Annotated in this window: 21 protein-coding genes; 2 read left to right on the top strand and 19 right to left on the bottom strand. The window is 56.1% G+C overall.

Annotated features, from left to right (window positions below; genetic code table 11):
* Positions 1 to 168 precede the first annotated feature (168 nt).
* Positions 169 to 1,095 carry a YihY/virulence factor BrkB family protein gene (locus ACW44H_RS18135; protein WP_457505909.1) on the top strand — a complete coding sequence of 309 codons (927 nt, stop codon included), beginning with the start codon at positions 169 to 171 and terminating at the stop codon, positions 1,093 to 1,095.
* Between the two features lie 26 nt (positions 1,096 to 1,121).
* Here the strand turns inward: ACW44H_RS18135 and ureG are convergent, their stop codons facing one another.
* The 19 genes from ureG to ACW44H_RS18230 form a co-directional block, all read right to left on the bottom strand.
* Positions 1,122 to 1,760 carry an urease accessory protein UreG gene (gene ureG, locus ACW44H_RS18140; RefSeq protein ID WP_457505910.1) on the bottom strand — a complete coding sequence of 213 codons (639 nt, stop codon included), beginning with the start codon at positions 1,758 to 1,760 and terminating at the stop codon, positions 1,122 to 1,124.
* Between the two features lie 29 nt (positions 1,761 to 1,789).
* The gene (locus ACW44H_RS18145) at positions 1,790 to 2,503 is read right to left on the bottom strand and encodes an urease accessory protein UreF (RefSeq protein ID WP_457509083.1); all 714 of its coding nucleotides are present in this window, start codon (positions 2,501 to 2,503) and stop codon (positions 1,790 to 1,792) included.
* The gene (gene ureE, locus ACW44H_RS18150) at positions 2,493 to 3,002 is read right to left on the bottom strand and encodes an urease accessory protein UreE (protein WP_457505911.1); all 510 of its coding nucleotides are present in this window, start codon (positions 3,000 to 3,002) and stop codon (positions 2,493 to 2,495) included. Before ureE ends, ACW44H_RS18145 begins: the two co-directional genes overlap by 11 nt.
* A gap of 148 nt (positions 3,003 to 3,150) precedes the next feature.
* On the bottom strand, positions 3,151 to 4,866 hold the full coding sequence (ureC, locus tag ACW44H_RS18155; RefSeq protein WP_457505912.1) for an urease subunit alpha: 1,716 nt from the start codon (positions 4,864 to 4,866) through the stop codon (positions 3,151 to 3,153).
* Complete coding sequence (locus tag ACW44H_RS18160; RefSeq protein WP_457509085.1) at positions 4,863 to 5,231, bottom strand: urease subunit beta; 369 nt, start codon at positions 5,229 to 5,231, stop codon at positions 4,863 to 4,865. The genes ureC and ACW44H_RS18160 overlap by 4 nt, the downstream gene beginning before the upstream one ends.
* A gap of 38 nt (positions 5,232 to 5,269) precedes the next feature.
* Positions 5,270 to 5,572, bottom strand: a complete 303-nt coding sequence (gene ureA, locus ACW44H_RS18165) for an urease subunit gamma (RefSeq protein WP_298968613.1) — start codon at positions 5,570 to 5,572, stop codon at positions 5,270 to 5,272.
* 27 nt (positions 5,573 to 5,599) lie between these two features.
* Positions 5,600 to 6,484: an urease accessory protein UreD gene (locus tag ACW44H_RS18170; protein WP_457505913.1), complete on the bottom strand. Its 885-nt coding sequence runs from the start codon at positions 6,482 to 6,484 to the stop codon at positions 5,600 to 5,602.
* A gap of 320 nt (positions 6,485 to 6,804) precedes the next feature.
* On the bottom strand, positions 6,805 to 7,965 hold the full coding sequence (locus ACW44H_RS18175; protein WP_457505914.1) for a GGDEF domain-containing protein: 1,161 nt from the start codon (positions 7,963 to 7,965) through the stop codon (positions 6,805 to 6,807).
* A 24-nt stretch (positions 7,966 to 7,989) separates the two neighbouring features.
* Positions 7,990 to 8,172 (bottom strand): hypothetical protein, encoded by a 183-nt coding sequence (locus ACW44H_RS18180; protein WP_457505915.1) that lies wholly within the window; start codon positions 8,170 to 8,172, stop codon positions 7,990 to 7,992.
* 215 nt (positions 8,173 to 8,387) lie between these two features.
* A complete protein-coding gene (gene urtE, locus ACW44H_RS18185; protein WP_457505916.1) occupies positions 8,388 to 9,095 on the bottom strand; it encodes an urea ABC transporter ATP-binding subunit UrtE in 708 nt (235 codons plus the stop codon).
* Complete coding sequence (gene urtD, locus ACW44H_RS18190) at positions 9,095 to 9,931, bottom strand: urea ABC transporter ATP-binding protein UrtD (RefSeq protein WP_457505917.1); 837 nt, start codon at positions 9,929 to 9,931, stop codon at positions 9,095 to 9,097. The genes urtE and urtD overlap by 1 nt, the downstream gene beginning before the upstream one ends.
* Positions 9,928 to 11,100, bottom strand: coding sequence for an urea ABC transporter permease subunit UrtC (gene urtC, locus ACW44H_RS18195; protein WP_457505918.1), 1,173 nt, complete (start codon positions 11,098 to 11,100; stop codon positions 9,928 to 9,930). Before urtC ends, urtD begins: the two co-directional genes overlap by 4 nt.
* A gap of 3 nt (positions 11,101 to 11,103) precedes the next feature.
* Positions 11,104 to 12,720, bottom strand: a complete 1,617-nt coding sequence (gene urtB, locus ACW44H_RS18200; RefSeq protein WP_457505919.1) for an urea ABC transporter permease subunit UrtB — start codon at positions 12,718 to 12,720, stop codon at positions 11,104 to 11,106.
* A gap of 95 nt (positions 12,721 to 12,815) precedes the next feature.
* Positions 12,816 to 14,177, bottom strand: a complete 1,362-nt coding sequence (urtA, locus tag ACW44H_RS18205) for an urea ABC transporter substrate-binding protein (RefSeq protein WP_457505920.1) — start codon at positions 14,175 to 14,177, stop codon at positions 12,816 to 12,818.
* 398 nt (positions 14,178 to 14,575) lie between these two features.
* Complete coding sequence (locus tag ACW44H_RS18210) at positions 14,576 to 16,078, bottom strand: tripartite tricarboxylate transporter permease (protein ID WP_113270510.1); 1,503 nt, start codon at positions 16,076 to 16,078, stop codon at positions 14,576 to 14,578.
* A 55-nt stretch (positions 16,079 to 16,133) separates the two neighbouring features.
* Positions 16,134 to 16,616, bottom strand: coding sequence for a tripartite tricarboxylate transporter TctB family protein (locus ACW44H_RS18215; RefSeq protein WP_113270509.1), 483 nt, complete (start codon positions 16,614 to 16,616; stop codon positions 16,134 to 16,136).
* Between the two features lie 105 nt (positions 16,617 to 16,721).
* On the bottom strand, positions 16,722 to 17,720 hold the full coding sequence (locus tag ACW44H_RS18220; protein WP_113270508.1) for a Bug family tripartite tricarboxylate transporter substrate binding protein: 999 nt from the start codon (positions 17,718 to 17,720) through the stop codon (positions 16,722 to 16,724).
* A gap of 174 nt (positions 17,721 to 17,894) precedes the next feature.
* Entirely contained in the window at positions 17,895 to 18,662 is a 768-nt protein-coding gene (locus tag ACW44H_RS18225; RefSeq protein WP_457505921.1) for a response regulator, read from the bottom strand.
* Positions 18,663 to 18,695: 33 nt separating this feature from the next.
* The gene (locus ACW44H_RS18230) at positions 18,696 to 20,369 is read right to left on the bottom strand and encodes an ATP-binding protein (protein WP_457505922.1); all 1,674 of its coding nucleotides are present in this window, start codon (positions 20,367 to 20,369) and stop codon (positions 18,696 to 18,698) included.
* 142 nt (positions 20,370 to 20,511) lie between these two features.
* Between ACW44H_RS18230 and ACW44H_RS18235 the strand changes: the two genes are divergently transcribed.
* On the top strand, positions 20,512 to 21,240 hold the full coding sequence (locus tag ACW44H_RS18235) for a DUF481 domain-containing protein (protein WP_457509086.1): 729 nt from the start codon (positions 20,512 to 20,514) through the stop codon (positions 21,238 to 21,240).
* Positions 21,241 to 21,274 lie beyond the last annotated feature (34 nt).

Raw genomic sequence — 21,274 nt, forward strand, 5'->3', positions numbered from 1 at the left:
ACCTTTTTGTTTTTAGATTGTTTTTTAAAACTCTCCTTTCGTGCATGTCGTCTATGACTACCCCCTGGAACCCAGCCGGATAAGCACTTACTTTCCCTGTTACTTGCTCTTGTTACTTGCTATCGCCATCAGCGTATCATGGCCTAAGTGCACAAGGAGAATGGCAGCATGGTCCGAAACTCTGCGTTTTTTAAAACTTTCCTGCTCCTGCTTCCTCAGTTGGCTCACTTTGCTTGGCGCGTAGTACGCAACTTCCTGAAAAATCACGGTGTCCTTCTGGCGGGCGGGGTGGGCTACAATATACTGCTCTCCATCGTGCCGCTTTTTGCCGTACTGGTGGTGTTATTGACCCAAGTGGTCGATCAGCAGCATCTTCTCAATGTTCTAGCCATTCAGGCACGCCACATGGCGCCAGCACACGCTGAAGTGCTGTTAGAGGCCGTCCGCAGCCTGCTCGACTCGCGCGATGTGATCGGCATCTTGAGCTTTCCCATTCTATTACTGTTCAGTTCATTCGCCTTTCGTATGCTGGAAGACGCCCTGGCCATTATTTTCCATGCGCCGGAGAGCCCGCATATCAAGCGCAGCGTATGGGTATCGGTGATGCTGCCTTACGCTTTTATGGTGGTGCTAGGGGCAGGATTGATGGCGCTGACACTGGTGGTTACCTTGGCCAGTTCGCTCAATACGTTGGTGTTTTTGTTATTTGAGCGGGAACTGCCGTTAGCCAACTTTTCAGAACCAGTACTGAACCTGGCCAGCTTCATTGGGGTTTTTCTACTTTTCAGCGCTATTTACAAAGTGCTACCCGTCGTGCGCATCGCCTTACACCGTGCGGTCGTGGGAGGGTTCGTCGCGGCGCTCATGTGGGAAGGCGTACGGCTGTTACTGGTCTACTATTTTGCCAACCTATCGTTTGTTAATGCCGTTTACGGCTCGCTGGCAACGCTGGTGATCGTACTGATCAGCCTTGAAGTGGGCGCCATCATTTTACTGCTGGGCGCCCAGGTGATTGCAGAGTTAGAACGCAATACGCGCCTTGGCCTGCCTTGGCACATTGATCCAGCCCGCCAGCCGGTTACACGGGTCGATTGACCCGCCAACGTGCGGTATGGACGACATTAGCTAGTGGTCACTTCTAGCTGCGGGCGCCGCTCGTCCAGCATTCCTTTGTCGAGAATAAAGCGAATAATCTCTTCAAGCCCTATCCCGTCGTAAAGATTGGTAAACACGAAGGGCCGCTCGCCACGCATTTTCTTGGAATCGCGCTCCATGACTTCTAGCGAAGCGTGCACCTGCTCGGCGATATCGATCTTGTTGATAATCAGCAAATCCGACTTGGTGATGCCCGGCCCACCCTTGCGGGGAATCTTGTCGCCAGCGGATACGTCGATCACGTAAAGCGTCAGGTCGGAAAGCTCGGGGCTGAAGGTGGCCGAGAGATTGTCGCCGCCCGACTCTACCATCACCAGCTCCAGCTTCGGGTGCCGCGTCTGCAGCTCGTCAATGGCTGCCAGATTCATCGAGGCATCTTCACGAATGGCGGTATGCGGGCAGCCGCCGGTCTCTACACCTAGGATACGATCCGCCGCGAGGGCGTCGTGCTTAAGCAGGAAGTCGGCGTCTTCGCGGGTATAGATATCGTTGGTGACCACGGCGATATCGTAGTAGTCCCGCAGCGCTAAACAGAGCCGCTTGAGCAGCGCGGTTTTACCGGAGCCTACCGGGCCACCCACACCAACGCGTAAACAGTGAGTCATCGTTCTCTCCTCGTTAACTTCTAAGCTATTTAACTTCTAAACAGGCGTGAATACTGGGTTTCGTGCAGCGCACTGGCCAATGCTAGGCCGGGCAGCACCGGACCTAGTTCGTCATCTTCCAGCGTTAGCGCTTGGTTAACAGCATCCACCAAGGCTGGGCGGAGCTTCTCAATCACGCGCTGAGCAGCGGTGTGGCCTAGCGGCAAGGCTTTACAGGCCACCGCCAGTTGGTTCTCTAACCACGCCCACGCAAAGCCCAGCAGGGTTTGGCGAACGGACACGCCACGCAAGTGAGCCGTATAGGCAAACAGCGTAACGTAGCCCGTGTGTGTCGGTAACAGGGGTGTTAGTAAGTCTTCACTTGGCAATAATCCCAAGCTGCCCAGCAAGCGTTTAAGCGAGGCGCCCAAGCGGCTGTCTTCAGCGGTCAGCTCGGCGGTTTCCCGGGTGGCGGCCAGCCACTCATCCCATGCGGCAATTGATTGACTATCCGCTTGGTCGAACGCTTCATGCAATCGCGCCAGCACGGGCAGCTCGCAGCGGGTCAGACCATCTTCCAGTACGCCGCTTAACCACTCGGCAAGGCTCGCTTCATCGCGCACCCAGTCCAGCTCAAAGGCACTTTCCAGGCCTTGGGAAAACGCGAAGGCGCCAATCGGTAGCGCGGGGCTTACTAGTTGCATCAGCCCCAGCAACGCCAGTTCGTCGCTTTGTCTTTCTAGTGCGGTGAGCTCAGTGTGCATGGTGGTGCTCATGCGGGTGGTCATGATCGTGGCCGTGGGAATGCGAATGCCCGCCGCCCACTTGGTTATAGGCGCCTGGCTCTGGGTCGAAGGTGGCATTGTGGTGCTCCAGCTCGGCGCCCAACAGCTCGGCGAGTTCTTCCAGCACGTGGTCCGGCGGGAAGCGCACCCAGCCGCCCTTTTCATCTTCACCCAGCGCCAGCTGTACGTGGCGATTGCCCAAGTGATAGGCCAACCGCGCCAGGGGTAAGCCAGTACTCACTCGCGCGGTAACCACCGGTTCCACGGCGGCACAAACACGTACCACTTCGCCGCTTTCGGCTTTCAGGCCTTCACCGCTGCGCAGCACCGGGCCGCGATCAAGAAACAATCCCAGCTCACGGCCGCCATCGCTCTTGGTTTTTAAGCGCCCGCGAATGCGCAGCTCGAAGGGCAGCGTCAGCGTGTCGCTGGCTGCGCTTTCCTCTATCGGCCCTAAGCGTTCTATTAGTTTTAGCATGACTAGCGTCCTTTCTCACTCGGTGCGGCTGTGCCGGGGGTGGGCCGTAGAGAGGGTCTTTTGCCATGGATGGCAAAAGTAGCGTACACGGATGTATTCACAGCGCCCTCTCGTAGGCCTACCCCCGGCTCCCCGGATAATGGCTCAATCAAAACAAATGATATCGCTGAGCCAGCGGCAGCTCGGTGGCGGGCTCGCAGGTTAAAATTTCACCATCGCAGCGCACTTCGTAGGTTTGCGGGTCGACGGTCAAATCGGGGCAGGCATCATTGAGCTTCATATCCTGTTTGCGCACTTGGCGTACATTTTTACACGCCGCGAGTTGGCTATTTAATCCCAGTGTCTCTTTGATGCCCCCATCCAGCGCGGCCTGGCTGACAAAACTGAGCCGGGTTTGGCTCGCGGCGCGGCCAAAGGCGCCAAACATGTACCTGTAGTGAACCGGCTGCGGCGTGGGAATCGAAGCATTGGGGTCGCCCATGGGCGCCGCTGCGATCATACCGCCTTTAATCATCATCGCCGGCTTCACGCCAAAGAAGGCCGGTTTCCATAGCACTAGATCCGCCAGTTTGCCGACTTCGATGGAGCCCACTTCGTGGGCGATACCGTGGGTGATCGCCGGGTTAATGGTGTACTTGGCGATATAGCGCTTGGCGCGCAGATTATCAGCGCCCAGGGCTTCATCTTCCGGCAGCAGGCCACGTTGCACCTTCATTTTGTGGGCGGTTTGCCAAGTGCGGCAGACCACTTCGCCTACCCGCCCCATGGCCTGAGAGTCAGAGGCGATCATCGAAATCACACCCAGGTCGTGGAGGATATCCTCGGCGGCGATGGTTTCGCGGCGGATGCGTGAGTCGGCGAAGGCGACGTCTTCGGGGATATTCGGGTCTAGGTGGTGGCACACCATCAGCATGTCGAGGTGTTCGTCGATAGTGTTGACCGTATAGGGCCGCGTCGGATTGGTGGACGACGGCAATACATAGGCTTTTGAGCAGGCGGTGAGAATATCCGGCGCGTGGCCGCCGCCTGCGCCTTCGGTGTGGTAAGTGTGAATGCAGCGTTCTTTGAACGCGGCCAGGGTGTCTTCCACAAAGCCTGATTCATTTAGCGTGTCGGTATGGATCGCCACCTGCACGTCGTAGGCATCCGCCACGTTGAGACAGTTATTGATCGAGGCAGGTGTGGTGCCCCAGTCTTCGTGCAGTTTGAGGCCCATAGCACCCGCTTGGAGCTGAAGCTCCAGGGATTCGGGCAGGCTGGCGTTACCCTTGCCCAGGAAGCCGATATTCATCGGCATATCGTCCACCGCCTGGAGCATTTTGCCGATATGCCAGGGACCTGGTGTGCAGGTGGTGGCGTTGGTGCCAGTGGCTGGGCCGGTGCCGCCGCCGAGCATGGTGGTCACCCCACTCATCAGCGCTTCTTCGACCTGCTGGGGGCAAATGAAGTGGATATGGGAATCGATGCCTCCCGCGGTCAGGATTTTGCCTTCGCCGGAAATGATTTCGGTGCCGGGACCAATCACGATCTCCACATCAGGCTGTACGTCGGGGTTGCCCGCCTTGCCAATCGCGGCGATGCGACCTTTCTGAATGCCCACATCAGCTTTGACGATGCCCCACCAGTCGAGAATCAGCGCATTGGTGATGACCGTATCCATGACCGTGTCGTCGGCGCGCTGGCTTTGGCCCATGCCGTCGCGGATCACTTTACCACCGCCGAACTTCACTTCATCGCCGTAGTGGGCGGCGTCTTTCTCGACTTCGATCCACAGCTCGGTATCGCCCAGGCGCACGCGGTCGCCCACTGTGGGGCCGTACATTTCGGCGTAGGCTTGTCGGCTGATCTTGTTGGCAGGCTTCATGACAGACCTCCCGCTTCGCCTGGTTTTTGTTCATTTCGCGCGGCATCGGGCGCGTTAGAGAGTAGCGCGCCCATGACATCACCCCGGAAGCCGTAAATTTCGCGCTTGCCGACGTAGGGAATCAACGTAACTTCGCGGGTCTGGCCGGGCTCAAAGCGAATCGCCGTGCCTGCGGCCACGTCCAGGCGAAAGCCTCGGGTTTTGTTGCGATCGAACACCAGCGCCGGGTTGGCTTCGGCGAAGTGGTAGTGAGAGCCGATCTGGATTGGGCGGTCGCCGGTATTGGCCACTTCGACACTAATTCGCTCACGCCCAGCACACAGCTCGATATCACCCTCTTTTAATTGATACTGTCCTGGAATCATTGGGCCGGGAACCATGGCAGCCTCCTGGTTGCTGAAAATTAGTTGATAGGTGTGTGGACAGTGACCAGCTTGGTGCCGTCCGGGAAGGTGGCTTCGACCTGCACTTCGTCGACCATGTCAGCCACGCCCTCCATCACATCGTCACGGCTGAGAATCTCACGACCATAGCTCATCAGGTCGGCTACACTGCGGCCATCCCGGGCGCCTTCCATGATCTCGAAGCTGATCAGCGCCACTGCTTCGGGGTAGTTGAGCTTTAAACCACGCGCTTTGCGGCGCTCCGCCAGTTGGGCGGCAGAGAACAGCAGCAGCTTGTCTTTATCTCTTGGGGTTAATTCCATGGGGCGTTTCTCCAGCAATCTATTCGATTAGGTTAACCAAATACGCGGTGTGTGGGCGTCTCGCTCAATCCAAAGGGGGCGCAAAAGTTGCCAAGCCTGCTCGCATAATGCCCAGGCTTCATTACGCGAGTTACCCAAGTAGCGTAGTAGCAGCACACCATGGCGGACGGTCACCGCCCAGCGCGGGTTATCCGGCAGCGCTTCACGTAGAGCCTCGATAGCCGCAGGCGAGTCATCAATGCCTACCGACCAGAGGGTGGCCTGCACCGTGGCTCCACCCTGCCCCCAGCGCCCAACAAAGCGTGGGTGGAGTGGGTCTAGCGGTTGGCGCTCTAGCCACAGCGGCTTGCCATCCAGGGATAAGCGGAAGTGCTGCTCAATGCGTCCGGAAACATAGGGTAAGTCGCTGGCCGGGCGGCCCAGTGCCATCACTTCCCAGCCCAAGCAGCGGGCACTGCCGTGCAGCTCGATATGGGTGCGCTGCTCGCCTTTCGAGCCATCGAAGGCGATGGTCTCCTGGGGCAGCCACTCCAGGGTGGCACCATCTTCAACGCTTAACCGGGTGTGCTGGGTCCACGCCACGCCCTGGCTGTCGGCTTTATAGAGTTTATTGGCGGCAGGCGTTGTGAGTAGCGCATGGGCACCTCGCTCGACATGCGCGTTAATAGTGAGCGCATCGCCGCTGACCAAACCGCCCGGTGGGTGAAGCACGTACACATGGCACGCCTCACTGCGGCCTTCCGGATAGAACGGCCGCTGCACCCGCAGCGGGCCCTGGTGGCGCGCCTGCACCATGCGGGTAACGCCATCGCGCTGGGCAAACCGCAGATCTAGCGATGCCGCCCAGTGGCGGCCGTGATCAAAGCGGTGGCCGGAGGCAAGGGGAGATTTTGCGATATCGCATAGCATCATAATTAGCTATCGCTTCCTGTCAGTAAGCCGTTAGCTAAGCAGTGCAATTAATGCGCCAAAATGGTGAAAGGCTAAGTTCTGCGACCGTTATACAGAGTCAAGATACGGAGAGTGGTCCGTATCTCTCTCTTCTAAAGCACCAAAATAGAGCAAAAATAAAGCAACATGCACCACAAACAAGCACTTAAAAGCCCTACCTCTTTGATGTTATGAAAGAGTTGTCATTAAGTAAGATAGAAGCAAAGTAAATAACAGGAAAGAGTGCCGAGCCTAATCGACAACCCAAGTACGCGATTGACAATTAAAGCATTCCACGGGGCTTAACCCATTTGCACCACGACTCGGTCACGACCACTGCGTTTCGCTTGGTAAAGGGCTTGGTCAGCCCGCTGCATAGAGCGCTGGTAGTCAGGATAGCCATCGTGCATAGTGACCCCTACACTAACAGTCACCTTAATTAACGTATCTGCTGCGGCAAGCATTGGCTCCTTTGCTACCGTTTGGCGCAAGCGTTCAGCAAATAGCCGACTACCGTCTTGGTCGGTATCAACCAGTATGATCAGGAATTCTTCTCCTCCCATTCGGAATACATAATCTCCCCCGCGAGTGGAACGGTCTAAGATACTCGCTACCTGTTGAAGTACGTTGTCGCCGGCATCATGACCATAGTTATCATTGATCGACTTAAAATGATCGATATCAACCATGAGCAACGCAAAGCACTTCTCAGAGTGGCGAGCTAGTTCAATTTCTCTGCTAAGCACCACGGATAGAAACTTGCGGTTAAGTAGCCGAGTCAAACTATCGCGCCCAGCTTCTAAACTAGAGGCACGTTTAAGCACGTCTTCTAACAACATTAATATAGTGCGTGTTGCATCACGAATATTACTTAATGCTTTCATCGATTCGGTTGTAGTGCTTTGGGCCAAGGCGTCTAACCATTCATTATCGACCTGATGAATATTCCTTGAGATAGTAATAATTTCTGGCGCACCCTCAAATGCGTGACAGGCTTTATGGAAATACCACAAACCAAACTCGGAATTGGCAAGCTTAGGTAGTTGACTAACGTTCTGTTGCACTGCAACCGAAAACATCAACGCATTTTCCCAACTTAGCAATGCTGAACGCTGGCGTTCACGCTCGTCACCGATATTTTGGGTCAAGGAAAAGAGCTTATAGGCTTCTTCGGTGCGTGCGTTACGGTCGCTGGCTACAGAGTATGCGTGACTCATAATCTCCATGCCCATATCGATGTGATCGGATACATAAACCGAGGCATCACCTGGCGATAAAGGGCTTTTAAAAGAGGCATTGATCTGCTCATAAAGCGACTGCTTAAGTTGCCTTGCTCCGCTAAGTACCAGGTTTACAGGAATATCGATGCGGGCGTGCACTTGTCCCACTTTCTCCTGGAGATCAACAAGGGCTTCAAAGTCCGCATGTTCCACTGAAAACATCGCGCTTAACCAGCGGCGCATAGAGGGGTTCAAGCGCTGCTGAACTTAGTCGTTGGAGAGAAATAACGATGCATGGGGATCTTCCATCATTACCGAATAAAAACGATCGGCAAAAGTGTGACATTGAGATTCCACCAGCGTTTCTACTGCTTGACGCATCGGCTTAGGGGTACGTTCTAAAAGCGCTTGCCACTCAGCAGCAAGCTGGTCTTTATCTTTATGACGCATACACACCCCACCCGGTTTTTTTAGAATTAAGCGTGGCATATTACACGTAAACGAAAACCTTCAACACGCACACAGAAAGGTTTTTTTAACTAGGTATAACACCTTGTTACGCATTGATTACGTCTTTGAGAATGACAAGCTAATGTATATTGCAACGTAGCTCACTTCCTTATGAACCACGATTCTTTACTATTTAATTCGTCAAGTGCTGCTTGTTAAACCGTCAGATGCTGCTTGATCAGCTCGTTAGAAAGCTCGCTAATCTCACCTTTGGCCACCGGTCGGCCGCGGTCCATAATCACAAAGCGGTCGGCGTATTTGCGGGCGAAAGGCAGCTTCTGCTCAACCAGTAGTACCGTGAGGCCATCCTCATTAATCAACTGACGGATCACTTGGCCAATTTGAGCGACGATATTGGGCTGAATGCCCTCCCCCGGTTCGTCCAGAATCAGCAGCTTGGGTTCGATGACCAGCGCACGGCCAATCGCCAGCTGCTGCTGTTGCCCACCGGATAAATCACCGCCACGGCGGTTTTTCATCTCTTTAAGCACGGGGAACAGCTCGTAGACCCGCTCGGGGATTTTCTTCAGCCCATCGCTTCGGGCGGCTAGCCCGGTGCGCAGGTTCTCCTCCACGGTCAGCAGCGGAAATATCTGCCGCCCCTGGGGCACGTAGCCAATACCCAACCGCGACCGCGCTTCAATGGCTTTTTTAGTCAGTTGGATCTCGCCTTCCTCGGTGGCGTAGCGCAGCTCGCCGCTTTTTACTGCCACCTCGCCCATTACGGCTTTCAGCAGCGTGGTTTTACCCACGCCATTGCGCCCCATTACGCAGGTACACTGCCCGGCGGGCACATCAAGATCCAAATCCCATAGGGTGTGGCTTTCGCCGTAGAACTGGTTGAGCTTTTCAATGGCTAGCATTAGGCGGCCTCCTCGTCATCAGCACCCAGGTAGACCTCGATCACTTTGGGGTCGTTGGAGACTTGATCCATGCTGCCTTCCGCCAGCACGCTGCCCTGGTGCAGTACGGTCACCTGGCGAGCAATAGAGCGTACAAAGCCCATATCGTGCTCGACCACCACCACAGACTGTTTGCCAGCCAACCCGGTGAGCAGTTCGGCGGTGCGCTCCATCTCCTGTTCGGTCATGCCCGCCACCGGCTCATCCACCAGCAGTAGGCGCGGGCGCTGCATCAGCAGCATGCCGATCTCCAGCCACTGCTTCTGGCCGTGGGAAAGAATGCCCGCGGGCTGATGACGCAGTGCCGTCAGGCCGGTGGTTTCCAGCACTTCATCGATGCGGTCTTTGATCTCGCCGGTCATGCGGGCGGTCAGGGTGGGGAAAATCCGCTTGTCCGCGGCCATGGCCAGTTCCAGGTTTTCAAACACCGAGAGCGCCTCGAAGACCGTGGGCTTTTGAAACTTACGGCCAATGCCCAGGCTGGCAATATCGGGCTCGTTCATGTGCAGCAGGTTATGGCGGCTACCGAACCATACACTGCCGCTGGTGGGGCGGGTTTTGCCGGTGATGATATCCATCATGGTGGTCTTGCCCGCTCCGTTGGGGCCGATAATGCAGCGCAGCTCACCGTCGTTGATGGTTAGGTTGAGGTTATTGATGGCTTTAAAACCATCAAAGCTAACGGTGACATCTTCCATATACAGAATCGGCCCATGGCGAACGTCCACCGGCGAGGCTTGGGGCGCCATAAAATCGAACACCCGATCACGCTGTGTCAGCGATTGCAGAAAGCTCATGCGGAGGCCTCCTTGGACGTGTGTTGATGGTCAGGATCCGTCGTTTGATCCTCGCGCTTGCGACGCTTGAGGTAGCCAAACAGCCCCGCCACCCCCTTGGGCAGAAACACCGTGACCAGTACGAACATCGCGCCCAGGGCAAACAACCAGGCATCAGGCATTACGCCGGTAAAGATGGTTTTGGCGTAGTTGACTAAAATGGCACCAATCACTGCGCCATATAGCGTGGCGCGGCCGCCCAGCGCTACCCACAGCACAATCTCGATGGAGAAAATCGGCGAGAATTCGCTGGGGTTGATAATCCCCACTTGCGGCACGTAAAGCGCTCCCGCCAGGCCTGCCAGCATAGCCGAGACCACAAACACAAACAGTTGAAAGCGCTCGACCCTATAACCGAGAAAGCGCGTGCGCGCTTCGGCGTCGCGGGTAGCCACGCTTACCCGGCCCAGCTTGCTGGTGACGATCGCACGGCAGAGGATATACCCCAGCGCCAGCGCAACGCCGGTGGCCAGGAATAGCCCTAAGCGTGTGGCGTCGCTGCGTAAATCGAAGCCGACGATTTCGCGGAAATCGGTCAGGCCGTTATTACCGCCGAAGCCCATCTCGTTGCGGAAGAAAGCCAGCATCAAGGCAAAGGTCAGCGCCTGGGTAATGATCGACAGATACACCCCGGTAACCCGCGAGCGGAACGCCAAGAAGCCGAATACCAGTGCCAGTAGCCCGGGGGCCAGCAGCACCATGATGAAGGCGAACCAGGCCATATCGAAGCCGTGCCAAAACCACGGCAGGCTGTCCCAGTTCAGGAACACCATAAAGTCGGGCAGCACCGGGTGGCCGTAGGTGCCACGATCCCCAATCTGGCGCATCAGGTACATGCCCATGGCGTAACCGCCAATGGCAAAAAAGGCGCCGTGGCCGAGGCTTAAAATACCCAGATAGCCCCACACCAAGTCCACCGCCACGGCCAGCAACGCATAACTCAGGTACTTACCGAACAGGTTGACGGTGTAGGCGCCCACATGCAGCGGATTCTCCGGCGGAATCGCCACGTGCAGGATAGTGACCAGCGCCAGCGCGGCGACCAGCACGCCCAAAAAGATCTGTGTCGAGCGCTCGCTGAGTGGGCGTGTTAGCCAAAAATTCGTCGATGATTCGGTCGTTAGTGACATCGTTTAGCCCTCCGCAGCCCGGCCCTTCTGCGGGAAGAGTCCACGCGGGCGTTTCTGAATGAATAGGATGATGAAGACCAGCACGATGATCTTGGCCAATACCGCGCCTGCCCAGGGTTCCAGCACCTGGTTGATGACCCCCAGCGATAGCCCGGCCACCAGCGTGCCCCACAGGTTACCCACGCCACCAAACACCACCACCATGAAGGAGTCGATGATGTAGTTCTGCCCCAGGTTAGGGCCGACGTTGGTAAGCTGGGAGAGCGCCACCCCGGCAAGCCCGGCCACGCCGGAGCCCAGCGCAAAGGTCAAGATATCCACGCGAGTCGCGCGAATGCCCATGGAGCGCGCCATGGCGCGGTTCTGGGTCACAGCACGCACCTCCAACCCCAGCCGTGTACGGCGCATAATCAGCATCAGGCCGGCAAACACCACCAGGGCAAAGCCAAGCACGTACATGCGGTTGAGCGTCAGCGACAGCGCATCGTTCACTACCAATGAACCGCTCATCCACTCAGGGGTGATGACGGTCCGGTTGAGCGGAGAAATCACCGTGCGCACCAACTGCTGCAAAATCAGGCTGATACCAAAGGTGGCTAGCAGGGTTTCCAGTGGGCGGCCTTTGAGGAACTGAATCACGCCGCGCTCGATCGCCACGCCTGCTAAGGCGGCAACCATAAAGCCTGCCGGAATTGACAGAATCAACGCCAAACCCGGCTGGCCGGGCAGCAGTTGCTGCATCGCCCAGGTGGTATAGGCGCCCAGCATCATCAGCTCGCCGTGGGCCATATTAATCACGCCCATCACGCCGAAGGTGATCGCCAGGCCAATGGCGGCAAGCACCAGCACCGAGCCAAGGCTCAAACCGAAATAGAGGGTCTCCAGGCCACGATTGATTTTGAGCTGCTGCTCAATGCCCGTTAGAGAGGCCGCAGCTGCATTGGCGACCACCGGGTCGTCGCTGTTGGCCGCCCGACTTAACGCCACCCGAGAGCGAGGGTGAAGGCTGCCGTCTAGTGCTTCAACACCAGCCATTTCGCCCTCTTCAGCACGATAAATCGCTACGGCCTGGGTCAGCCGATAGCGCACTTGGTCGTCTTCTTCTTGTTCGATCAGATCGTTGAGGGTCGGCACCAACTCACCGTCGACTTCCCCTAACAAGCGCTCAGCCGAGGTGCGGCGACGCTCAACGTTAGGTGAATAAAGGTCAACGACAGCGATGGCACTGCGCAACTGATTGCGCAAGTTGTTGTTAATACCGATACGGTCGAGCTCGCGGCGGGACATTTCGCCCAGCGCTTCGCCGGTGAGTACGTCGGCCACCGGCCAGTCGCGACCGCGGTTTTCCAATACCAGTACAAAGCGGCCGTCTTCGGTGCGCTGTAGGCGGCCATCCAATAAGGCCTGCAGCCAATCGCGGGCGCGCTCATCGTCGCTTTGTAAAATCGCGGTAATGGCTTCGCCTTTGGCGGCGTAGGACTCAACGTCCAGCGCTTCTAGCAACTCGAGCGCGGCGGCGTCATTTGTTGTGCGACTGGCGGTGTCCGTTTGCGCCTGCCCGGCAAAAGAAATACCCAGCAGTAGGCAGCACAACAGCGCCAAGGAAAGGAAACGCCTCATAGGGTTCTTCCTTTGGTTATCTGAAAAGGGAGGATAGCGTGCTCCTTGCTGCGTCGTGGTGAACGACGCAGCAAGGGGTTATTTCAAAAAGCGCGTTACTCGGCCAATGCCGCTTCGGCTTCTTCTGCTGCGGTGCTGCCACCGCACGAGCCGTTCACGACGTTGAAGTTGCCGCATTCCATCGGCTTGCGCCAATCGGCAATCAGGTCACGCGAGCCAGGCAGGTAGTCAGACCAGGCGTCGCCCGCCACGGTAGACGGCGTTTGCCACACGATGTCGAACTGGCCATTGTCCTGAATCTCACCGATCAACACCGGCTTGGTGATGTGGTGGTTGGGCATCATGGCTGCATAGCCGCCGGAGAGGTTCGGCACGGTGACACCGATAATGGCGTCTTTCACCGTGTCGACATCCGTCGTGCCCGCTTTGCGAACCGCTTCGGCCCACATATTGAAGCCGATGTAGTGCGCTTCCATGGGGTCGTTGGTGACGGCCATATCGTCGCCGGTGTACTCGATCCAGGCATCGATAAAGTCGTAGTTGTCGTCGTTATCGACGCTCATGAAGTAGTTCCAGGCGGCCAAGTGACCCACTAGCGGCGCGGTATCAATACCGGTCAGCTCTTGCTCACCCACCGAGAAGGCGATAACCGGAATATCGGCCGCGTCGATGCCCTGGTTGGAAAGCTCGGTGTAAAACGGCACGTTGGCGTCGCCGTTGACGGTCGAGATCACCGCAGTCGGTTTGCCTTCTTCACCGAAGCGGCGAATTTCGGCCACGATGTTCTGCCAATCGGAGTGACCGAACGGCGTGTAGTTGACCATGATGTCTTCGTCCGCGATGCCGTGCTCATCCTTTAGGTACGCTTCGAGGATACGGTTGGTGGTGCGCGGGTAGACATAGTCGGTACCTACCAGCGCAAAACGCTCGATACCCACTTCGTTGATTAGGTATTCAACCGCAGGAATCGCCTGCTGGTTGGGCGCCGCGCCGGTGTAGAAGACGTTTTCAGAGGACTCTTCGCCTTCATACTGCACCGGGTAGAACAGCAGGCCGTTGAGTTCCTCGACGACGGGCAGTACCGATTTACGCGATACCGAGGTCCAGTTGCCGAAGATGACATCAACCTCTTCCTGGGCCAGCAACTCACGGGCGCGTTCGGCAAACAGCGGCCAGTTGGAGGCCGGATCCACCACCACGGCTTCAAGCTGGCGGCCCAGCAGGCCACCGGCTTCATTCTGCTGCTCGATAAGCATTTCGACGGTGTCTTTAAGGACAGTTTCGCTGATCGCCATGGTGCCAGAGAGGGAGTGCAGGATACCGACTTTGATCGGGTCATCGTCTTGAGCGATGGCCTGGGTACTGGCACCCATGATGGCGGCGGTAAGTATCGCGGTCGCGAAACGTCCACTTGAAAGGAGTGAGTGCGGATGTGTCGAGCGTTTGAGAGTCTTCATTGTTAATCTCCTTGCACCCCTTATGACTGGGGTTTGTTATGACCGGGGCTTGATGATTGGCTTCGCACTTGGGGTTGCTGTGTTAGCTTCCCCAATACGTCCACTAGCCATTAACATCTGCAAGGGATGCGCCAGATTGGCACAAAGTTTCTTTATAGCTATCTAATCAGCCACTTAATAACCGCCGTAAAATCTCAATATTCACTTTGTGCACCAAAATAAAGCGCATGAACGCTGCTAAAGCACCCTATCAATGCACCCATCTGTACCGTTGCACCAACTAAGCACTTACTCTGTGTTTGAGACCAAACACTTGTAATCAGTCAAAAGCGGAAATAAAAAAAGGAGCCTTGGCATCATCACCAAGGCTCCTCGCTATTCCCCCTTAAACAGCAGCGTTAAACCGCCACGTCGGGTGGGATTTTCTTACGGCGTTTCTTCAGCAACGGCAAGCCTAGCGATAGCACGGCCACCACCAGCAGGCCAAGCGAGATGGGCTTGTCGATAAAGGTCATCCAATCGCCACCGGAGATCTGCAGTGCGCGGCGCATGGATTCTTCCATGATATTGCCCAATATCAGCGCTAAAATCAGCGGTGCCGCGGGGAAGCCGAACAGACGCATACCCAGGCCAATCAGACCAAAAGCGAGCAGCAGCAGCAGATCGAACACGCTGAAGCTCATGCCGTAGACGCCGATCATGCAGAAGATCAAAATCAGCGACAGCAGTAGCGGCTTGGGCAGATCAAGAATCTTGGCGATTATCGGGATCAACGGCAGGTTCAGCACCAGCAGGAAGATATTACCAATATACATACTGGCGACCACGCCCCAGAATACGTCTGGACGCTCTGTAAGCATCATCGGGCCAGGGTTCACGCCCATGACCAGTAGTGCGCCCAGCAGTACCGCTGTAGTACCCGAACCCGGTACACCCAGCGTCAGCAGTGGCACGAATGAGCCGGTACAGGCAGCGTTGTTGGCTGCTTCTGGTGCCGCCACGCCTTTGATATTGCCGGTTCCAAAAGTGTCGCCATCTTTGGCAATACGTTTTTCCATGCTGTAGCCCAGGAAAGAGCCGATCGTCGCGCCTGCACCAGGCAGTACGCCGGTGAAGAAGCCCAACACCGAGCTGCGGCCCACCGGACCAGCAATTTCTTTGACTTCGCTACGGGTTAATTTCAATGAACCAATCGCATTGCGGGGCGCCTCTTTACCACCACCCCCGCGAAGCAGCATATAGAAGACCTCGGCAAGGGCGAAAATACCCAAGGCCACCACCAGGAAGTCGATGCCGTCTAGCAGTTGAATAGAGCCGAAGGTGAAACGCTCGGTACCCGTCTGCGTGTCGATACCAATAATCGAGATAATCACCCCGACCACGGCGGCAATTAGCCCTTTAATCAGCGATTTATCCGACAGTGAGACCACCGCCGTTAACCCCAGTACCATCAACGCAAAGTACTCGGCAGGACCAAAGCTCACGGCGACTTTGGAGAGCAGCGGCGCTACCAGCATCAGGAAAATAACCGATACTGTGCCGCCTACAAACGAGGAGTAGGCGGCAATTGCCAGCGCTTTACCCGCCAAGCCTTTTTTGGCCATTGGGTAGCCATCAAAGGACGTTGCCACGGTACCCGCCACGCCGGGAGCGTTAAGCAGAATCGACGACGTGGAGCCACCGAAGATGGCGCCGTAGTAAACCCCTGCCATTAAAATCAAACCCGAGGAAGGTTCCATAGCAAAGGTAATAGGAATCATCAGGGCAAGCGCACTAATAGGACCTAGGCCCGGCAGCATGCCAATAATGGTGCCAGCAAATACACCGGCAAACACGTAAGCAATATTGATAGGCTCAAGCGCGATGCCAAAGCCGTACATCAGATTATTGAAGGCATCCATGGGAATTACTCTCTTAAAAATCTGCTAGCAGGAAAACTTACTAGCACGGCTTTGTTTAGAAAGGCAGCACGCCAGTGGGGAGATAAACATCCATCACCCGCGTCATGGTCAGGTAGAGTGCAAGCACTACCCCCAACGACGTGGCAAGGTTAACTCCATGGCGGCGGTAGCCATAGTAGGCCGTTAGCCCAACGCAGAGCAGCGTTGAAGCGAGCACAAAGCCCAGCGGTACCAGCAGAAACGCATAGGCGGCAATCGCCAGCGAGGTCACGATGACCCGCGCCCAAGGCGTCAGCAATAGCGGCCCATTTTGCGCCTCTTCGTCGACTTCATCGGCACCGGCGATCGGAGTGGGTTTCTCGAAAAACAGAAACACCGACAGGATCAGTAGCGAGAAGCCTAATACTTTAGGAAATAGGTCAGAGTCGACCGGACGCGGCAAGGGAAAGATAGGGATTTGCCACGCCATCGCGATATAGCCAGCAGCCAATACCGCAAATACCAGTGCTAACCACTGATTGGTATTTAAACGAGTCATAGGAGTCTCTCCGAAGGAGCCAACACGTCTCCCGCGGTTAACACATTTTGTTAACCGCGGGAGACTTCCAGCCGCCCTTTGGGCGGCTGGACGATACAGGTAGGATTACTGGCGCAGGAGGCCAAGCTCGCTCAGCACGTCGCTGAACTGCTCTTGCTGCTGATCCAGGAAGTCGCCGAATTCTTCGCTGTCTTGGTAAGCGTCGATCCAGCCCAGTTGATCACTCGCTTCGCGCCATGCGTCGGTTTCCAGCATTTCAGCGAACAGGTCTTCGTAATAAGCCACGGCTTCTTCAGGCATATCAGGCGCGCCCATCACGCCGCGCCAGATATCGAAGGTGTAGTCGAAGCCCTGTTCTTGATAGGTGGGTACTTCGCTCAAACCGGCGCCTAAACGCTCTTCAGAAGAGACACCCAAGGCACGCAATTGGCTGCCTTCACCCAGTTGACCAACCGCTTCACCCGCGCCACCCACGACGGCTTCGATGTGGCCGCCCATCAGGTTGGTCATCGCGTCGCCACCACCAGAGAACGGAATGTAGTTCACTGACGAAGCTTCCATACCCGCTGCTGAGGCAAGGCCTGCAATGGAGATATGATCCATAGAGCCTGGCGCACTGCCACCGCCAACGCTTAAGCTGGGATCTTCTTTCAGCGCATTGAGTAGGTCTTCAAGATCCTGATACTCGGAATCCGCTGCGACAAGAATGATGGAGTAGTCGGTGTTAATTCGCGCGACCGGGGTAAAGTCGGTGTGATCATAGCGAGACGCGCCTGCCAGCGGCACTAGAATCATCGGCGGGCTGGTGGCAAACAACTTGTGCGGGTTGCCTTCATCCCGCGCGACTTGGGCCCATGCTACCGCACCGCCGCCGCCAGGTACGTTGATCGCAGCGAAGCTCTCGTCGGCCAGCTCTTCTTGCTGAATTACACGCGACATGGTGCGAACCAATGTATCCCAACCACCACCTGGGTTAGCCGGGGCAACGAATTCGATTGAGCGTTCGGGTGTCCACTCTTGCGCCTGTGCGGCGGAGTTTAAACCGGCAACAGCAGCCAGGGGCAGAGCAAATAGCGATAAACGCTTGAGGGTAAGCGACGTCATTATGGCGTTCTCCAGATATCAGTGTTGTTGTATGAGGCGTCTTATTATGAGACTACACGCCGCGAACGTTAGAAGACCGCCACCCTGACCGACAAGCTTGTGCGCATAAAAGGCAAAAAGTTCTTTATGTGCATTTTGTTCATTCTGTTCACGCTATTAATTCACAGCGCATATTTATAAAGTATCCAGCCACTCATGCGCCGTTTCTAACAGACGGTAGCGTCGCTCGGGTCGCCCCACGTCGCCATAACCCAGTTCGGCACTAACGGCCTGCTCGGCCACTAAAAACTCTAAATAACGGCGGGCAGTGGAGCGGCTTGCGCCCATGGTGCGCGCCATCTGCATAGCGGTAAGCGAGTCGGGGGCGTCGGCCAGGGCATCAATCACCCGACGCAGCGTCAGTCGATCAATGCCTTTCGGTAAGGCTTGAGACCGAGTTTGAGAATGGGCTTGAGATAGCGTTTGGTTTTTAACACGCGACGGGGCGCCGGGCTGCAAACGCGCCAGTACTTGATCTAACTCCTCTTGGCTCATCTCGGCACGGTTGGCCAACGCTTCACGCTCGCGACGAAAACGCGTCAACATCTGAGCCATCCGGTCGGCTTCAATGGGCTTGATCAGATAATCGAATACCCCGCCGCGCAGCGCCTCGCTGATGGTCTCCACTTCCCGTGCGGCGGTGACCATGACGATATCTACATGCACATAATCGCGACGAATCGTCCATAGCAGTTCCAGCCCCTCCACGTCAGGTAGATAGGCGTCCAATAAAATCAATTGGATGCTGGCGGCTTGTTCCGCCATGATCGCCTTGGCTTCGCTTCCATTGCGCGCCATGCCCACCACATAAAAGCCCTCGCTCTGTTCAATAAAAGCCTTGTGGATATCCGCAATACGGAAATCATCTTCAACGACCAAAATGCCGTACTGCCGTTCAGACATCTCGTTCCCTCCTCGCTGTTCTGGTCATTATTGTTAGGCTATTTTTTGGCACAGCGAACGATTGAGTACCGCAGTAAAACATACCCCGCCCAGCTCACTCTCTTCTAGCGTAACAGCGCCGCCATGCTGGCGACACAGCCTTGCTACCAACGCTAGGCCGATGCCTTGATGCTTGCCGGTTTTGGTCGAAAAACCTTCTTGGAAAATCGACTCGGCAAACTCAGCGGGCACCCCCGGGCCGTTATCCTCGACCTCGACCAGTAGTTGCTCGCCCAGGTCGGTGAAAAACAGTCGCACGCTGGGCTCTTTACTCGGCCCATTTAGCGCTGCGTGGCAGGCGTTATCCAATAAATTGCCCACTACGCTCATCATCACTTCCTGGCCGGTAGGCGTTAGCGGGCAGGAGAGCGAGCTTTGCTCATCAATTTCCATCGCTACGCCCAGTTCCCGTGCGCGTGTTAGTTTACCCAGTAGCGTACCGCTAAATACGGCGTCGGCCACGTTGCTGATCAAAAAGCTCATCTGCGCCTGAGCGCGTTCTGTTTCCTGATGAATCAGCGCCAGGGCTTCTTCAATGCGCTGTAACTGCAGTAACCCGGAAATGGTGTAGAGCTTATTGGAAAATTCGTGGGCTTGGGCGCGGAGCATATCCACATCACGGCTGGCCTGGGTGAGCGCATGGGAGAGATCGACGATCTCACGCCGACTACGGAAGGTCGCCACCGCCCCCTCAATTTCTCCTTCATGCAGTATCGGTACCCGGTTAACCACCACAGGATGGTCGCCCAGCCACATCTCTTGGTCGAACTCCTGCTCGCCACGCCGTAGCACTTCCAATAGTCGAGAATTGGGCACGACCTCACGGATAGGCTGGCCGAGCAGCACGTGCTCATCATCTAAATTGAGGAAGCGCCGCGCCTGCTGGTTAACCAACGTAATATGACCTTCACGATTAACCGCCAGAATGCCCTCATGAATCGACTGCAAAATGGCCTCTTTCTCCATGGCTAAGCGGGCAATTTCGTAGGGTTCCAGGCCTAAAATGACCTTTTTAAGATGTTGCGATAGCCAGTAGGCACCGGCAAAGCCCAGGCAGATCATCAACGCTACTAACGCCCAGCCAAAACTGTTGTAGCGCGCCACGTCCATCTCAATACGGTCCATCATAAAGCCGACAGAAACCAGCCCGATGATATTGCCTTCTTCATCCCAGATGGGTGCTTTACCGCGAATGGCAGTACCCAGTGATCCGGTGGCTTTGGAGACATACGATTGACCATGGATTAGCGCTTGGTCGTTATCGCCCCCGACCATTGTTTTCCCTAACCGTTCTGGCAGTGGATGGGAGTAGCGGATGCTTCGAGCGTTGCCTACGACGACATAGCGCGCCCCGGTTTCATGGCGAACTCGCTCCGCGATAGGTTGAATAATGAAAGAGGGGTCGGCGATCGCGAACGCATTGATAATTTGTGGCATTGACGCCACCGTTTTGGCCACCGCTAGCGCTCGCTCGCCCATCTGCTGGCTTATAATTTCCGCCTTACGGTGATTGAGATAGGTGCCCTGTGCCAGTAGCATGCCTGCCAGCAATAGTCCGACTAACAGCATTACCTGCAGACGAAAGCTGCGTTTATACCAACTGCGCCTTGCGCGGGTTCGGCGCCAGCGTTGCAGGTCGGCTAACGTTCGGGGGCGGGATGCGCTCATAAGTAGACTCAAAATGCGTGACCGCGCCATTATGGCACGCGCCAGTAAACGGCGTTAATCGTCGGCACTTTATGCCATCGTTCGCTGATATAATGGCTGACTGCCTTACTCACGGAGGGATGTTGTGGTTATCGTTCGATGGATGTTTGTGCTGGCCTGTTGGCCACTATGGTTAACGGCGGCCTATGCCAGTCCGTTTTATGGCCCTCCTCCTCCACCTGATGACGCCCCCGTTTTCAGCGGCGATGCTGAGCTCGGCTTTACCCGCCTTTCGGGCAATACCAATAGCCAAACACTGATTGGTAAAACGCGGCTGATGTGGTTAACCGGTAAATTCACCTACACACTGCGCGGTGAAGTGCGCAATGTCAGTAAAGATAACGAAACCAGCGCTGAGCAGTATCTGATCGCGGGGCGCGAACGCTATGAGTTAGAGGGCCCGCATTATCTATTTGGCTTTGCTCGCTGGGAGAAGGATCGCTTTGCCGGGTATGACCAGCAACTGTCAGCGATTGGCGGTTACGGGCGCCAGATTCTGGAGAACAGCACCCATACCCTGTCACTCGAAGCAGGCCCTGGGTATCGACATGATCGACTGCGCGATTACGACGATGAACGCTTGATGGTGACCTATACCGCGCTGGACTACCGTTGGGGAATGTCTGACTACGCCGATATCGAACAGGAAATGTCGCTTGAGTATACCGATCAGAACATCACCTCTCGGTCGCTAACAGCGCTCACGGCAAGGCTTAATTCAAAACTGTCGCTGCGCTTATCCCACGAAATCAAGCACAACTCCCAGCCGCCTGACGAGACTAGCGAACGCACCGACAGCACCACCAGTGCGTCGCTGCTCTATCGTTGGTGAGCGATGGTAGCACCCGAACAGCACTACCAGTTAA

This window comes from Vreelandella sulfidaeris Esulfide1 (assembly GCF_054072535.1).

What these genes read in the sequence shown, in the direction of transcription:
- ACW44H_RS18135 (WP_457505909.1), top strand. Translation starts at nt 169, where the DNA reads ATGGTCCGAAACTCTGCGTTTTTTAAAACTTTCCTGCTCCTGCTTCCT.
- ureG (WP_457505910.1), bottom strand. Translation starts at nt 1,760, where the DNA reads ATGACTCACTGTTTACGCGTTGGTGTGGGTGGCCCGGTAGGCTCCGGT.
- ACW44H_RS18145 (WP_457509083.1), bottom strand. Translation starts at nt 2,503, where the DNA reads ATGCACACTGAGCTCACCGCACTAGAAAGACAAAGCGACGAACTGGCG.
- ureE (WP_457505911.1), bottom strand. Translation starts at nt 3,002, where the DNA reads ATGCTAAAACTAATAGAACGCTTAGGGCCGATAGAGGAAAGCGCAGCC.
- ureC (WP_457505912.1), bottom strand. Translation starts at nt 4,866, where the DNA reads ATGAAGCCTGCCAACAAGATCAGCCGACAAGCCTACGCCGAAATGTAC.
- ACW44H_RS18160 (WP_457509085.1), bottom strand. Translation starts at nt 5,231, where the DNA reads ATGATTCCAGGACAGTATCAATTAAAAGAGGGTGATATCGAGCTGTGT.
- ureA (WP_298968613.1), bottom strand. Translation starts at nt 5,572, where the DNA reads ATGGAATTAACCCCAAGAGATAAAGACAAGCTGCTGCTGTTCTCTGCC.
- ACW44H_RS18170 (WP_457505913.1), bottom strand. Translation starts at nt 6,484, where the DNA reads ATGATGCTATGCGATATCGCAAAATCTCCCCTTGCCTCCGGCCACCGC.
- ACW44H_RS18175 (WP_457505914.1), bottom strand. Translation starts at nt 7,965, where the DNA reads ATGCGCCGCTGGTTAAGCGCGATGTTTTCAGTGGAACATGCGGACTTT.
- ACW44H_RS18180 (WP_457505915.1), bottom strand. Translation starts at nt 8,172, where the DNA reads ATGCGTCATAAAGATAAAGACCAGCTTGCTGCTGAGTGGCAAGCGCTT.
- urtE (WP_457505916.1), bottom strand. Translation starts at nt 9,095, where the DNA reads ATGCTAGCCATTGAAAAGCTCAACCAGTTCTACGGCGAAAGCCACACC.
- urtD (WP_457505917.1), bottom strand. Translation starts at nt 9,931, where the DNA reads ATGAGCTTTCTGCAATCGCTGACACAGCGTGATCGGGTGTTCGATTTT.
- urtC (WP_457505918.1), bottom strand. Translation starts at nt 11,100, where the DNA reads ATGTCACTAACGACCGAATCATCGACGAATTTTTGGCTAACACGCCCA.
- urtB (WP_457505919.1), bottom strand. Translation starts at nt 12,720, where the DNA reads ATGAGGCGTTTCCTTTCCTTGGCGCTGTTGTGCTGCCTACTGCTGGGT.
- urtA (WP_457505920.1), bottom strand. Translation starts at nt 14,177, where the DNA reads ATGAAGACTCTCAAACGCTCGACACATCCGCACTCACTCCTTTCAAGT.
- ACW44H_RS18210 (WP_113270510.1), bottom strand. Translation starts at nt 16,078, where the DNA reads ATGGATGCCTTCAATAATCTGATGTACGGCTTTGGCATCGCGCTTGAG.
- ACW44H_RS18215 (WP_113270509.1), bottom strand. Translation starts at nt 16,616, where the DNA reads ATGACTCGTTTAAATACCAATCAGTGGTTAGCACTGGTATTTGCGGTA.
- ACW44H_RS18220 (WP_113270508.1), bottom strand. Translation starts at nt 17,720, where the DNA reads ATGACGTCGCTTACCCTCAAGCGTTTATCGCTATTTGCTCTGCCCCTG.
- ACW44H_RS18225 (WP_457505921.1), bottom strand. Translation starts at nt 18,662, where the DNA reads ATGTCTGAACGGCAGTACGGCATTTTGGTCGTTGAAGATGATTTCCGT.
- ACW44H_RS18230 (WP_457505922.1), bottom strand. Translation starts at nt 20,369, where the DNA reads ATGAGCGCATCCCGCCCCCGAACGTTAGCCGACCTGCAACGCTGGCGC.
- ACW44H_RS18235 (WP_457509086.1), top strand. Translation starts at nt 20,512, where the DNA reads ATGTTTGTGCTGGCCTGTTGGCCACTATGGTTAACGGCGGCCTATGCC.